The organism is Pseudomonas sp. RIT-PI-o, from assembly GCF_001297215.1.
Classification (GTDB): Bacteria; Pseudomonadota; Gammaproteobacteria; order Pseudomonadales; family Pseudomonadaceae; genus Aquipseudomonas; species Aquipseudomonas moraviensis_A.
Map to the genome: position 1 here is coordinate 43,659 of NZ_LHPA01000018.1, position 14,846 is coordinate 58,504.

The following is a 14,846-nucleotide window of genomic DNA, read 5'->3' on the forward strand; positions in this document are numbered from 1 at the left end:
TCGTATTAATCAGGCCAGCAATTCCTGAATCTTTTCCTGCAACACATCCAGATCGAACGGTTTTTCGAGAATCGGTGCCTTGTTCGTGATCGGACTGCCAGTCTCGCGGATTTCCTGCGGGTAGCCGCTGATAAAGATCACCTTGAGGTCCGGTCGCAATTTGACGGCCGGCTCGGCGATCTGCACGCCGGAGATTCCCCCCGGCAGGCGAAAATCGGTAATCAGCATGTCCAGGTGAGGTTTGCTGGCGAGGATCTCGAAAGCCTGCTCGCCATTTTCCGCTTGCAACACGCGATAGCCCTGCCCTGACAGGTAATCCGTCAGGACCATCAAGATAACCGGTTCGTCTTCGACGACGAGTACTACATCTTGCGCATCTACGCTCATGGGAAGCCTATGTTCGGTCAATAGCTGCTGATACGACCGTGTGGTCACTCAGAGGTTGCGTCGGATATGCCGTTTTCCTGGATCGGCAGACAAACGCGAAACAGGGCGCCCTCGTTGATTTCACTCTCGACGACGATGGAGCCGCCATGGGCGGCGACGATCTGCTCGGAAATGAACAGACCCAGCCCGAGCCCGGCCACCACCGTCTTGGCGGACACCCGTTCGAACTGCTGAAAAATACGCTTCTGATTCTCGGCGCTGATACCGATGCCGTGGTCCTGAACTTCGACCCGTGCCTCTTCACCTTCGCGATAAACGCGCACCTGAATCGGGCTGCGACCGCCATAACGCAAGGCATTGGTCAGCAGATTGGACACCACTTGCTCGATGCGAAATTCGTCCCAGCAACCTTCAACCGGCGCCGTCGCCTCAAAGGACACACTGGTCTCCGCCGCTTCCATTTGCGGGGCGAAGTTCTGCAGCAGATTGCTGACCAGTTGCACCAGATCGAAACGACTCGGGCGGATCGACAGTTTGCCGGTGCGGATCCGCGAGACATCGAGCATGTCTTCGATCAGGCGGATCAGGCTTTTGATCTGTCGCTCATCGCGGTCAACCATCGCCTGCATCTTGTCGAGGGTGAACGCCGAGGCGTTGTCCCGGGCCAGGTGCATCTTGCGCAGCTGGGTTTCGAGAATCAGGCCATTGAGTGGTGTGCGTACTTCGTGGGCAACGATGGACATGAAGTCATCGCGCATGCGCACCGCTTGCTCGAGCTCAAGCTGAGTGCTTTGCAGCTGTTGCAGCAGCGCTTCCTGCTCACGGCGGGCCTGCTCCAGCGCCTCGACCTGCTGCTTCATGGCCTTGCTCTGGCGATACAGATCGACGAAAACGTTGACCTTGCTCTTCACCGCGTGGATATCCAGCGGCTTGTGCAGGAAGTCCACCGCACCGCTTTCGTAGCCTTTGAACGCGTAGTTGAGTTCACGGCCGGCGGCGCTGACGAAGATGATCGGGATGTTCTTGGTCTTCTCGGTGCCACGCATCAACTCGGCCAGTTCGAAGCCATTCATGCCGGGCATCTGCACGTCGAGAATGGCCATGGCGAATTCGTGTTGCAGCAGCAGCGACAGTGCTTCGTCCGCCGACAGAGCCTTGTAGACCGTGCGATCCTCGCGCTTGATCAGCGCTTCCAGCGCCAACAGGTTTTCCGGCAGATCGTCGACGATCAACAGTTTGGCTTGGATATTACTCAGCATGCGATTCGTTCCAGCTCGACTAGCAGACGGCCGATGCCGTGAATGGGTAGGACATGATCCGGCTGCAGAACGTTCAGTGCAGCCTGGGGCATGGTGGCGACTTGTGCATCCTTGGGATCTTGAACAATGCTCAGGCCGCCGCAGCGCTTGACGCAGGCCAACCCGCGCGCGCCATCCTGATTGGCGCCGGTCAGCAGTATGGCGGCGAGTGTCGGGCCGTAGACGTCGGCGGCGGACTCGAACAGGTAATCGATTGAAGGCCGCGAATGGTGCACGCGATCCTCGAGACTCAGCGACAGGCTGCGATCCGCTTCGATCGACAAGTGATAACCGGGCGTGGCGAAGTACACCGTGCCGGCTTCGATATCCTGCTTGTCTTCGGCTTCTCTTACCGGCATCGCCAGGCGCCGGGAAAACACTTCAGCCAGATGACTGCGGCGCTCTTCCGGCAGATGCAGGACGATGATGATCGGCAGCACATAGCCTTTGCGCAACGGCCCGAGCAGGGTCAGCAAGGCTTCGACACCGCCTGCGGAGGCGCCGATCACGACAGCCTCGATGCGAGGCAGGCTCGGGGTGTCGTTCATAGTTTGCGGTAGATCCGTTCTTGTTTGACCAACGCCTCGAACTGGTTCGAGTAGTTGGAAAAATCCAGGGTTTCCTTGCTGCCCAGCACCAGAAAGCCGCGATGCGACAGCGATTCATGAAACAGCCCGAACGCCCGGTCCTGCAGCTTCTTGTTGAAGTAGATCAGCACATTGCGGCAAGAGATCAACTGGGTTTCGGAAAACACGCTGTCGGTCGCCAGGCTGTGGTCGGCGAACGTCACGTTCTCGCACAGGCTCTTGTCGAAAATCGCGTAGCCATAGGCTGCGGTGTAGTAATCGGCAAATGAACGCTGGCCGCCCGCCTGCTGGTAATTGGCGGTGTAGGCGCGGACATTTTCCATGGAGAAAATCCCTTGCTTGGCCTTTTCCAGCGAGCGCGGATTGATGTCGGTGGCGTAGATGATCGTGCGGTCGAGCAGGCCTTCTTCGCGCAGCAGAATCGCCATCGAGTAGACCTCCTCGCCCGTGCTGCAGCCGGCGATCCAGATCTTCAGCGACGGATAGGTACGCAGCAGCGGCACCACTTCGTTGCGGATCGCCAGAAAGTGCGACGGATCGCGGAACATCTCGCTGACCGGGATCGTCAGCAGTTGCAGCAGTTGCATGAACGCCGTCGGGTCGTGCAGGACTTTCTCCTGCAGCGCCGAGATGGTCGCGCATTCGAACTGACTCAGCGCGTGCTGCACCCGGCGCTTGATCGAAGCGCCGGAGTAGTCGCGAAAGTCATAGCTGTATTTCAGGTAAATCGCCTCGATCAACAAGCGTAATTCGATTTCGCTGTTGCGCTCGGCTGAACTGCTGCGTTCCACTAGATGCGTTCCATTTTCGGTAACCACACACGTATCAGCGAGAACAGACGATCCAGGTCGATGGGCTTGGCCAGGTAATCGTTGGCGCCTGCCTGCAGGCAGCGCTCCTGATCGTCCTTCATGGCCTTGGCCGTCACCGCGATGATCGGCAGCTTGCGCCAGCGCGGATCCTTGCGGATTTCCATGGTGGCTTCGAAGCCATCCATTTCCGGCATCATCACGTCCATCAGCACCAGGTCGATGTCCTCGACTTCGTGAAGTTTCTCGATCGCTTCGCGGCCATTACGGCCGATCACCACGACCGCGCCCTTGTGTTCCAGTGCGCTGGTCAGGGCGAAGATGTTGCGCACATCGTCGTCTACCAGCAGCACTTTGCGACCTTCGAAGACCTTGTCGCGGCTGCGCGCGGTCTTGAGCATCTTCTGCCGTTCATGGGACAGCTGCGATTCGACTTTGTGCAGAAAGAGTGTGACCTCGTCCAGCAGCCGCTCCGGCGAGCGCGCGCCCTTGATAATGATCGAACGCGAATACTTGCGCAGTTCGGCCTCTTCATCGCGGGTCAGGTTGCGTCCGGTGTAGACAATGACCGGAGGGAACGAGCAGATGTCCTCGGTGGACATGCGCTTGAGCAGATCGTTGCCGAGCATGTCCGGCAGCTTCAGGTCGATCACCATGCAGTCGTAGATGGTCGTGCGCAGCAGCTCCAGCGCGTCCTGGGCCAGACCGACCGCGGTGATTTCGATGTCTTCATCGCCGATCAGCCGCGCGATGCTTTCGCGTTGCAGATCGTCATCCTCGACCAACAGCACGCGCTTGACCTTCTGCGTCAGCTTGGCTTCGAGACGGGCGAACACGTCCTTGAGCTCTTCGCGGGTGGTCGGCTTCACCGCGTAGCCGATGGCGCCCATGTGCATGGCGGCCTCGACGCGGTCTTCGACGGAAATCACGTGCACCGGAATGTGCCGGGTTTCAGCGCGTTCTTTCAGGCGTTGCAGCACGGTGAGGCCAGAGTGATCCGGCAGGCGCATGTCGAGCAGGATCGCATCCGGCACGAACTCGCGGGCCAGGTCGTAGCCTTCGTCGGCGCCGTGGGCAACCAGGCACATGTAGCCCAACTCATGGGCCAGGTCATAGAGGATACGGGCGAAATTCGGCTCGTCTTCCACCACCAGAATGCAGCGGGTGGCGAACGGCGCCTTGTTGCGGTCATCGGCGAAGCGCGGGATGACCGCCGGAATTGCCGATGCCACCGGCGCCGCAACGGCAAGCGGTGTCGGCGTAGCAGGTGCCGGGTGGAAGGTCAGCGGCGCCGCCGGCGAGTCACCGAATTCGTGGTACTGACGCGGCAACACCAGCGTGAACGTACTGCCCTGCCCCGGTACGCTGTCGACGCTGATCGAACCGCCCAGCAGTGTCGCCAGATCTCGAGAGATCGACAGGCCCAGACCGGTGCCGCCGTACTTGCGGTTGGTGGTGCCATCCGCCTGACGGAACGCCTCGAAGATACTTTCCTGCTGATCGGCGGCGATGCCGATCCCGGAATCCTTGACGCTGAAGGCAATGTGGTCGTTCGGCTGCGCGGTGATGGTCAGACTGACTGCGCCGTGCTCGGTGAACTTGATCGCGTTGGACAGCAGGTTCTTGATGACCTGTTCCAGGCGCTGGCGGTCGGTGAACAGCAAGGCTGGCGCGTCCGGCTGAACCTCGACGCTGAAGGCCAGCTTCTTATCGGCGGCCAACGGCTCGAACATCGAGCGCAAGCCGTCGACCAAACGATCGACGCGGGTGTTTTCGGCCAGCACTTCGAGCTTGCCGGCCTCGACCTTGGAAATATCCAGAATATCGTTGATCAGGTTGAGCAGATCGTTGCCCGCCGAGTAGATCGATTCGGCAAACTTGACCTGTTCCGCCGACAGATTCTGCTGCGGGTTTTCCGCCAGCAGCTTGGCCAGAATCAGCGAACTGTTCAGCGGCGTGCGCAGTTCGTGGGACATATTGGCAAGGAATTCGGACTTGTACTTGCTCGAGCGTTGCAGCTCTTCGGCACGCTCTTCGAGCTGGATCTGCGCCTGATTCAGTTCGGTATTTTTCTTGTCCATCGCATCGCGCTGTTCGGCGAGCTGCTCGTTGGTCTGCTCCAGCTCCACCTGCTGGGTTTCCAGATGCGCCTGGGATTCCTTGAGAATCCGCGACTGCTCTTCCAGCTCTTCGTTGGCAGTCTTCAGCTCTTCCTGCTGCACTTGCAGCTCTTCATTGAGCTGCTGGGTTTCGGCCAACACTTCCTGCAAACGTTGACGGTAGCGTGCTGCCTCGATCGAAGTGCCGATGTTGCCGGCAATCAGTTCCAACAGCTCGATGTCGCGTTCGGACAGCGGACGCAGGAAACCCAGTTCGATCACACCGTTGACCCGGTCGTCATCGCTGGTCGGCACCACCAGCACACTGTGCGGCAGGCCGGCGCCGAGGCCGGAGCTGACTTTGAAGTAGTCCGCCGGGACCGAATCGAGACGGATCAAGCGTGCTTGTTCTGCGACCTGGCCGACGATGCCCTCGCCACTGTAAATCGTTTGATTCAGCTCTTCCTGCTCGCGGGAGAAGCCGTAAGTAGCGACGCGCTTGAGACCACCATGTTCTTCGCGCACGTAGAGCGCGGCGACGGCAGTGCCGAGGTATTGCGCACAGAATTGCAGAATGTTGCGCCCCAGCAGGTTGAGCGTCAGTTGCCCCAGCACCTGCTCTGCCAATTGTGTCTGGCCGTTGCGCAACCACGCCTGTTTCTCCAGACGCTCGGCGCTGGCCTGTTGCGCGGCGAGGTTGGCGCTGTAATTGGTCGAGAGATTGACCAGGTCCCGTCGACCGATGTAAGCCAGCAACCCGCTGATACCAACGATGAAGATCAGGTAAAGGGTGATGCTCCAGATCGTGGTGCGGCGCACGTCTTCGTTGCGCGTGGCACGCAGCACCTGCTCGGTCTCGATGACGTCTTCGAACTGCTTGCGAATTTCATCGGTCAGGCGCTTGCCCCGCCCGGCCTTGACCGCACCGCGATAATCGCCGCTGCTGCGCTGCAGATCGATCATCGACTGCGCGTAATTGGCCCACTCCACCTGCAACGCCTGCAAACGCCGCAGACGATCGGTCTGCACCGGATTGTCGGCGGTCAGCTCCAGCAACGTATGGAGGGCGACATCGATACGCGGTTTGGCGATTTCATACGGGTCGAGGAAGTGCTCGTCACCGCTGAGCAGATAACCGCGCATGCCGGTTTCCAGATCGACAGTGAGTTTCACCGCCTCATTGGCGTTATTGATCACCCGGTCGGTGTGCTCGACCCATTGGATGACGGACAGCAAATAAGTGATCAGCGAGACGAAAAACACCGCACTGAGCACGCCGACGCCCAGCGGCAGGCTGACGTTGCGACTCAGGAGTTTGCGGAACCGTTGTTCATCAACCGAGGACGGAGAGGACATGGGGCAGCCTTGTCGAACTGTTGAAAACCCGAGAGTTTGCCCCAAAACCCTGGCATGGATCCATTTTTCTCACACATTTGATGGCATTTTCCTACGCACGCCTGCGCATTGGACGACGCCAACGGTTATCCTTGCCGCACCGCACGTACGTGTTCTTTTTTGTATCAGCCTGGGAACTTGTGGCTATGCGCCACTTACTCATGCAAGAGTCCGGCAATTTCGATCACCCGGTATCCCCCGATTTCATTTTTTGAGAGTCCCGCCATGTCTGCCAATGCCCCCACCATCCTTGTCGTAGAAGATGACAACATCGTGCGCATGCTCATCGTGGATGTGCTTGAGGAGCTGGGATTCACTGTGCTGGAGGCTGAAGACGGTAACGCGGCACTCAAGATTCTCGCGAAGGCTGGCGAGCAGATCGATTTGATGATGACCGACCATGGCCTGCCTGGCATGGATGGCCGCGAACTCGCTGACAGGGCGCGGGAACTGCGCCCTGCTCTGCCCATCCTGTTTGCCAGCGGTTATGCCGAAAATATTCCGGTGCCCGCCGACATGCATGCCATCGGCAAACCGTTTTCCATCGATCAATTGCGCGACAAAGTCAAAAGCATCCTGAAAAAATCCTGATAGTTGTTTCACTGGAAGCAACTTGTCATATCCGATAACACCCGGTAATCAACTATCACCGCCATTATCCGAGCTGCATCTCTATCCTGAATGAACTTTGGCCGCGTTAATACTTAACGAATATCCAGCCAGGGAACTTTCGATATTCAATCAGGATAGAGCCCATGAAGTTCATCTCGTCCGACGTGCCTGCCGCCGTCGATCGCTCCGCATTCAACAAACAGGAACGCGCCCTTATTGCCGGGGCGCTTGCAAAAGCTCTTGAAGCGAGTGAATTCAGTGTCTCTGCCGGTGATTACTCGGCAAGCGCCTCACTGCCTTCCAGCAGCGTATTCAATGTGCAGGATCGTTTCATACCCAGGGTTATCGGCAGCAGTTTTGATGAACGCTGTGAGCCGGCACGCAATGCCTTTGAAACAATGATCGAGGCCCCCGAGTTTGCTCAGCTATTACGCAAACACTCGTATGCCGCTGATATCCAGCTAGGGGTTGACGCCAACGCCAGCATTTTCATTGTTTATGCTTCGGAGTTTGAATCCCATCGGTTCAGCGTTGCATTCGATAGCGCGCAAACGTCAATCTTTTCCGAAGAAGTCAACATGCTTGCCGATCTGGCAAAAAGCATTGGCGGGGTGGTTTATTCCGGCCAAGTGATCGGCATAGTGCAGTGGTTGAGTTTCCACGGTTATAACGTGCCGACCACTATTGGCGAGACCAGGTCATTGATCGAATGGCTGGCCTTCGAACTGCCTGAGCCCCCCATCCTGGGCGATTACCACGAACTGCTCCACGCCGATCAATCCTCGCCGTTTCATTTATCGATCACAGACCGCCACGTCATCACCCATACCGTGCATGAGTTGACCCGAGGTGCGACTAGCCTGTTGCAGGCACTGGCGTTCGCCAACTTCAACCTGATCCCGGCGCCGGACATACGCGAGCACGCAGACAAGTTTCTGCAAAACTTCCTGCGTGGCAAGACCGCGCGCGCACTCGGAGCCACGTTGCATGAGCGGCTCGGCTGGCATCTGGAAGCCGATGACCCGGACGTCCGCGATCGCCAGCTCGACGAGTTGGTGCTGGCGGCGCTGATCATCGACATGCAATTACGCTCCGATCAACCCCTTGTCGCGGGTTATGACTTCTATCAGCCAGCGAATGCCGGACGAAGCGCTGCGCAAGTCCGCGTCTTGTTCGAACAGCATCTGGTTGACCAGGGCCTGACCGAAGCGCACAACGCCCCACTGGCAGCGCATCTGTTACTGGCGGGCGGAGCTCCGGAGCTGCTGATCGGACAGATCCCGCCCGGGCTGACGCTGGACAAGCCTGGCTGGGTAACTGTTCGCCAGACCGTCGCGGTCATCGAACACGCCGCCCCTGGCAGCACGCGCGCCATGACATTTGCGCAACTCAAGACGTTTTCCGAACTGACTCCGGCCTCCCCCGAGCTCGACAAGCTGTACGAAACGGCGGCGATCGCGGCGGTGGTGGACTGGGCGGTACTGACCGGGGTTATCCCCTACCGCAGTGCCAAGGACTACGACAAGGCAGCGGTGATCAACGCCAGCGCGTATTTTTCGCGCTACATGGGAGCCCTTGCCCAATCCGAGACCGGGTTGTCCAGCGCGCCCCCCGACCGGCGCAAAATCGCCTTGCGGGCACTGGAGGAAGTGATGCCCGCCGGCCCCTATCTCGAACAGCAGGCCTTCGAAATAAAGTACCTGGACAGTTTCGGCGAACGTAGCTGGCTGGAAGGTCTCAAGGCTGCGCATCCAGCGGGAATCCTCAGCGAGTTCTGGGACTTCCTCGCCAGTGCCACTGACAACAACGAATACGCAATCAATGGTCTGCTGCGCATGCGCCTGTCGATTCTCGATCTGTATCTTTCCGGGGATCTGGTTGAGGACGGACAGCTGTCGGACAAATTCAAGACCCGCGATAACTTCCACCCCCCAGCCGATGCTTTCGCCCGCCTGGCCGAACTGCAATCGCCGTTGCCACTGTTTGAACAGGCGTTTGATCGTTACTACGAGAACGTGCGCGAGGGCTTGTCGTCACTGATCAAAATGGCGATCACGCAAATGCCGAAGCGCGATCGTCTCGCCTTGACCCGCGGAAAAATGACTCTTTACACCGTCAGGAAAGAAGTCAATCCACTCAATCCGAATCAGGAAACACAAATCCAGCGGGACGAAGCCAACGGGCGTTACGGGATCATTCTGTGCTGCACCCACGGCGATCAGGTCCGCGCCTACGAACTGTTCACGCTGCGCGGCCTCTGCTGCGAGCGTCCCGATCTGGCGGTCCGGTTGCAAGACAGCGGCCTGCTCAACCAGCGTCCGACCCTCTCGTATACCGGCAGCAAATACGATTTCCAGGACAAAAACAAAGCCAGCGAGTGGCCCCTGGATTACGCCGCCTACCGCGAAGGCAGCGAACCACGTCAGGGCGTGACATCCAGAGTGGTGGTTGAAAAGCTCTGGCAGTTGCAACTCGAAGCGACCGATGTGCGCGCGGTTCCGCTGTTCTTCTCAGCGCAACTGGATGAGATCGCCGAGTGCGTGCTGGACAACCATCCGGTTGCCCGCCGCGAAGAGCTGTATGCCGCTCTGGATGTACGCAACGGCCTGGAAGAATGGCGCGACACCAGGGAAACCGTCGAGAACCTGGCAGTCAATGTCATCGTGCCGTTCAAACAGTGCATTGAAGACATTCGTTCCGGACGCACAGATCGTGTGGCCGAAGGCATCGGTGGCTGCGTTCTGGACGGCCTGTCGGTCATCGGTCTGCTGGTCGGTCTTGGCGCGTCGGCAGCGAGCATCATCGCCAAGACCGGGTCGACCACCCTCAAACTGCTGAAGGTCGCCAAAGCCGTGGCCCGAGCAGCCGTGTCGCTGGTTAACCCGCTCGACGGCGTGCCCGCCCTTGCCCGCAAGGGCTTGCGTCTGGTCAAGCGCGGTGTCGTATTTGCCGGGCAAAACGCGCTCGACGCCGCGCACAGCGCCAGCGTGCAATTGAGACGATTGATGCATGGCACTGAGGGTCGTGACTGGCTCAAGCTTTCCCACACCCGCGATGTGCGTCAGGCGACCTGGCGAGGGGCCGACGCGCTTGGCGAGGCGATCGACATCGCAGTGCTCGAGCGCAACCACGATTGGCACGCGCTGAACATCCGCACCGGCGGCGCCTGGGGGCCGCGCCTGAAAATACTCGACCTCGGGAATTTCTCCCCGCTGCGGCGCCTGTTCGGCCGCTTCAAGCCGTTCAGTTACACCCGGGGCTATCTGAAAAAAGCCATTCCCCGTGCCCGGACCAAACTGGACAACGCCATCAGCGCGCTGTCGCAGCGGTCATCCAACGACGACATCAGCGCGGTGCTCAAGCATGTATTCGGCAACGATTCCGATGAAGTGGTCCAACATCTGTCAAAACACTTGAGCACCATGCGCACGGATCTCGAATCGATCAGCTTCAGTAACGTAACGTTCCGCCCCCATCAGCCGGACGTGATCGCCTCGCTGTCGCCTGCGGCGTACAAGCGCTGGAAGACGGCGCTGCGCACCGGCGAGAAAATCGACGAATCGGCCGTCAGGTTTCTGTCGATCTATCCGGACAATCTCAACGAGTTCTACAAGTCGTCACGCTACGACGTCGGTTGCGTCGCCGACGTTTTGATTCATGAGATGTCCCACGGTGGCCCGGACACCCTCGATCTGTATTACGGCAAGGTCTACCCCGAGTTGTATCACGCAGAATTCGATGCCGTCGGATTGCTCGAGCTGGCCCGTGATGCGCGCAAGGCACATCCGGACAACCTGATCAATCCACATCATGCAAGTGCGCACCGGGAGGGATTCGTCGAGTACGACCGGGTGAAGGCCAGTCTGCCTAAACTGGTGCAGAAACATCCTGCGCTGGCCAACGCCGAGTCCTACATGCTCGCGGTGTCCCTGCTCGATCAAGCGCAAACCCGCCCGGCCATCTTGAGCTTCAATATGAAGACCATCGATGAGGCCGTGAGGAACACCGCTGCTGGCAAGTTCCTGCAGGGGCCGCTGCTGCTCAATCTCGCCAAACCGGTCAGCTGAGCACTGAAACGGCCTGGCGGTGAACAGGGTGCAATTCGATCACCTCGCTGTGATTTAATTGCGCCCTTTTCCATGGGTCAGAGGATCAGTCGTGAGCCATTCGCGTAACACCAAAGTTCTGGTCATCGGCTACGTCTGGCCCGAGCCCCGATCCTCCGCGGCCAGCGGGCATGTCATGCAGATCCTCGAGACGTTCCTCGAGCAAGGATGGAAAGTCACCTTCAGCAGCCCGGCCGGCCCGGGTGAGCACAAGGCTGACCTGACAGCGATGGGCATTGAGGAAGTGCCGATTCAGCTCAACAACAGCAGTTTCGACGCGTTCATCAGCGCGCTGGCGCCGGATATCGTGTTGTTCGATCAGTTCATGATGGAAGAACAGTTTGGCTGGCGCGTGGAGAAACACTGTCCGGACGCCCTGCGTATCCTGGAAACTTCTGATCTGCAAAGCCTGCGTCATGCGCGTCATCAGCGCCTCAAGGACCGGCTGAAAAGCAACGACGAGCAGACTGATTTCACCGGGCTGTTTGCACCGGCATTGCACGAAGAATTCCAGTTGATGGCCGGCACCGATCTGGCCAAACGGGAAATCGCTGCACTGTATCGGTGTGACTTGAATCTGATGATTTCCGAAGTCGAAATCGACTTGCTCGCAGGGCAATTCGGCCTGCCACGGCAAATCCTGCACTGGTGTCCGCTGATGATCGATCTTCCGGAAACCGCCCTGCCAGGCTTCGCCGAACGCGCACATTTCCTCAGCATCGGCAACTTCCGCCACGCGCCGAACTGGGACGCCGTGCTCTGGATGAAAACCACCCTGTGGCCGCTGATCCGCGCGCGGCTGCCTCGCGCGCAACTGCATGTCTATGGTGCCTATACGCCGCCCAAGGCCACAGCGCTGCACAATCCCGCGCAGGGCTTTCACATCATGGACTGGGCCGAAGATGCCCTCGAGGTGATGTCTGCAGCCCGAGTCTGCCTGGCACCGTTGCGCTTTGGCGCCGGCATCAAGGGCAAACTGCTTGATGCCATGCTGTGCGGCACGCCCAGTGTCACCACGCCGATTGGCGCCGAAGCCATGCATGGCGACACGCCGTGGCCAGGAGCCGTTGCCCTCGACGCAAACAGCTTTGCCGAACAGGCCGTGCAACTGTACGAAAATCCGCTGCGCTGGCAGCAAGCGCAGATTGAGGCGTCGACACTTTTGCAGCAGCGTTATCAGCGCAGCGTGCACGCCCCTCGTCTGATCGACAGGATCAACGATTGCCGACAAAACCTGGCACAACTTAGAAACAATAACTTTACTGGTGCCATGTTACGACACCACACACTGAAAAGTACCCAGTACATGGCTCAATGGATTGAGGTCAAGAACCAATTACATCCAGCGGATTGATAATTGCTCCAACTACATCACTTGCATTAAAAGCACACTTTCTCGACCCGTTGAATATGCTTATAAACATCCTGCGCGCAACTTTTTTATCAACTTCATTCGCAGGATATGCAACATGGAAAACTTCGACAACATTCAAACCTATCAGTGGATGGCTGACGCTCCAGACATTGACAATCTTTCACTCTTCGAAATGACTTTGCCCGGTGCGCATAACGCCGGTTGTGACTGGGATGCCTCTTACGCGCTGATTCCCGGAAAAAACTGGCTTGCCTGTCAGGACGTTTCCTTTTATTCGCAGTTGAATCGCGGCGCTCGCGCACTCGACGTGCGCCTCGTTTACGACAACAAAGCAAACCAACTGGCCAAATTCCGTTTCCACCACAATGGATATACCTCTTCACGAACTCTCGAAGACCTTATACGGGACGTGAAGGGATTTTATGAAAGAAGTCCGGATGAGTTCATCATCCTCGACTTTCATGAACTTTCCGGCGCTAAAGATCCATTCAATCACGCGGAATTCAAAGCGGCGTTAGTGGAAAACCTTGGTGAGCGACTGATCCCCACCGACAATCTGCATCTGACGCTGGGCCAACTAAAAGCCATCAATCCGTTGCAACGCATCATGGTGGCCGCGCCGATGACCTGGGACACGCGGGACTATCGTTTCTACAGCCAGATCAATCACAAATGGATCGGTCAATCGCACGTCAGTACCTCGGATCTGCATGGCTATATCACCAACGTATTGAGCACAGCCATCAGTACGCTTCGCCCGTGGTCGCTGTCGGCAACCAGTTATACCCTCGGCGGCCCGCAGCGAATCCTCGACAGTCTCGACAGTTGGTTCGACCCGGCTCAGTCGGATTGGGCGCGCAAGTGCAACATCATCAATTTCGACTTCATCAAAAACTCGCACATCGTGCGTTTCTGCCAGATGGCCAACCTGCAAAAGGCTCGCGCCAAGCTCAACCAAGCGGCGTAAACGGGCGACCGTGCAGAAGTGGCACAAATGTCGAAAAACGAGGCATGATCGCGCAGCGATAATAAAAAAGTGCCCGTCATGACCCGAACCGCTCGCGTGACCGATCCTTCCTACGAGTTGATGGACGACCATAACGGTTTGTCCATCATCTATCGCCAGCACGGCTTCCCCTGCCCGCTGGTGCGCTGGCATTTTCACAAGGAATACGAACTGCACCTGATCGTCGCCAGTTCCGGCAAGGTGTTCATCGGCGACTACATCGGCAACTTCTATCCGGAAACCCTGTTTCTCACCGGGCCCAACCTGCCGCACAACTGGATCAGCCAGGTCGCCGAAGATGAAGTGGTCGAGAAACGCGACATGCTCGTCAACTTTACCGACGAATTATTCGAAAGCGGGCACCAGGTTTTCGCTGAACTGAAAAGTCTCGCGCCGCTGCTTGAGCGTGCGCAATACGGCATCGAGTTCCGCTGCAAACGCACGATCCGCCAGGCCATGACGCTGATGCAACGCATCGCCGACAGCAGCGGCATCACCCGCCTCGGGCACTTTTTCATCCTGATGGAACTGCTCGCGGCCAGTGACGACTTCCAGTTGCTGTCCGGCGCCACCACGCCGCAATTGGCCGACGAACACAACATCGACCGCACCAACCGTGCGGTCGATTACATCTTCAGTCACTACGCCCGAGATATTTCATTGGAAGAGGTGGCCGAACACTTGGGCATGACGCCGACCTATTTCAGTCGAGTGTTCAAACAGGCCACCGGACGCAATTTCATCGAGTTCGTCAATCGCCTGCGCATCAGCAAATCCTGTGAACTGCTGGCCGACGGCGACAAACCGGTGACTGAGGTGTGCTTCGAGTCGGGCTTCAACAATATTTCCAACTTCAATCGGCGCTTTCAGCAGCTCAAGGGCATGACGCCTACGCACTATCGACGGCTGGCGGTGCAGCGCCTGACAGAACAGAACCACGGCTGATAAACAAAGCCCCTGTAGGAGTGAGCCTGCTCGCGATGGCGCTGAGTCAGCCAACACATTTGCAATGTGAAACACCGCTATCGCGAGCAGGCTCACTCCTACAGGGGCTGTGTTGGCATCAGAAATCTGTACGCATTCGCTAACGCTCCATCGCGCAAAACCCCTTCCCTGCGTTCCCCCAAGCAAACCCCAGTGCAAAAAAGTATCAACAAAAGTGCTAGGGATGA

The 14,846-nt window shown here is 58.1% G+C and carries 10 protein-coding genes; 5 read left to right on the forward strand and 5 right to left on the reverse strand.

Features of this window, described 5'->3' with window-relative positions; all coding sequences use genetic code 11:
• Positions 1-9 precede the first annotated feature (9 nt).
• From AEQ63_RS08020 to AEQ63_RS08040, 5 genes are read right to left on the reverse strand one after another with little or no spacing between them, the layout of a single operon-like run.
• Positions 10-387 (reverse strand): response regulator, encoded by a 378-nt coding sequence (locus AEQ63_RS08020; protein ID WP_039761562.1) that lies wholly within the window; start codon positions 385-387, stop codon positions 10-12.
• 44 nt (positions 388-431) lie between these two features.
• Positions 432-1,646, reverse strand: a complete 1,215-nt coding sequence (locus tag AEQ63_RS08025) for a hybrid sensor histidine kinase/response regulator (RefSeq protein WP_042610076.1) — start codon at positions 1,644-1,646, stop codon at positions 432-434.
• Positions 1,640-2,233 carry a chemotaxis protein CheB gene (locus AEQ63_RS08030; RefSeq protein WP_042610077.1) on the reverse strand — a complete coding sequence of 198 codons (594 nt, stop codon included), beginning with the start codon at positions 2,231-2,233 and terminating at the stop codon, positions 1,640-1,642. The genes AEQ63_RS08025 and AEQ63_RS08030 overlap by 7 nt, the downstream gene beginning before the upstream one ends.
• A complete protein-coding gene (locus AEQ63_RS08035) occupies positions 2,230-3,063 on the reverse strand; it encodes a CheR family methyltransferase (protein WP_064362669.1) in 834 nt (277 codons plus the stop codon). The genes AEQ63_RS08030 and AEQ63_RS08035 overlap by 4 nt, the downstream gene beginning before the upstream one ends.
• On the reverse strand, positions 3,063-6,536 hold the full coding sequence (locus tag AEQ63_RS08040) for a response regulator (RefSeq protein ID WP_064362672.1): 3,474 nt from the start codon (positions 6,534-6,536) through the stop codon (positions 3,063-3,065). The genes AEQ63_RS08035 and AEQ63_RS08040 overlap by 1 nt, the downstream gene beginning before the upstream one ends.
• Positions 6,537-6,800: 264 nt before the next feature.
• Between AEQ63_RS08040 and AEQ63_RS08045 the strand changes: the two genes are divergently transcribed.
• From AEQ63_RS08045 to AEQ63_RS08065, 5 genes are all read left to right on the forward strand, one after another.
• The gene (locus AEQ63_RS08045; RefSeq protein ID WP_064362673.1) at positions 6,801-7,166 is read left to right on the forward strand and encodes a response regulator; all 366 of its coding nucleotides are present in this window, start codon (positions 6,801-6,803) and stop codon (positions 7,164-7,166) included.
• Positions 7,167-7,330: 164 nt separating this feature from the next.
• Positions 7,331-11,254 (forward strand): hypothetical protein, encoded by a 3,924-nt coding sequence (locus AEQ63_RS08050; RefSeq protein WP_064362676.1) that lies wholly within the window; start codon positions 7,331-7,333, stop codon positions 11,252-11,254.
• A 91-nt stretch (positions 11,255-11,345) separates the two neighbouring features.
• A complete protein-coding gene (locus AEQ63_RS08055) occupies positions 11,346-12,647 on the forward strand; it encodes a glycosyltransferase (RefSeq protein ID WP_064362678.1) in 1,302 nt (433 codons plus the stop codon).
• A gap of 115 nt (positions 12,648-12,762) precedes the next feature.
• Positions 12,763-13,635: a phospholipase gene (locus tag AEQ63_RS08060; RefSeq protein ID WP_064362680.1), complete on the forward strand. Its 873-nt coding sequence runs from the start codon at positions 12,763-12,765 to the stop codon at positions 13,633-13,635.
• Between the two features lie 78 nt (positions 13,636-13,713).
• Complete coding sequence (locus tag AEQ63_RS08065) at positions 13,714-14,619, forward strand: AraC family transcriptional regulator (RefSeq protein WP_064362681.1); 906 nt, start codon at positions 13,714-13,716, stop codon at positions 14,617-14,619.
• Positions 14,620-14,846 lie beyond the last annotated feature (227 nt).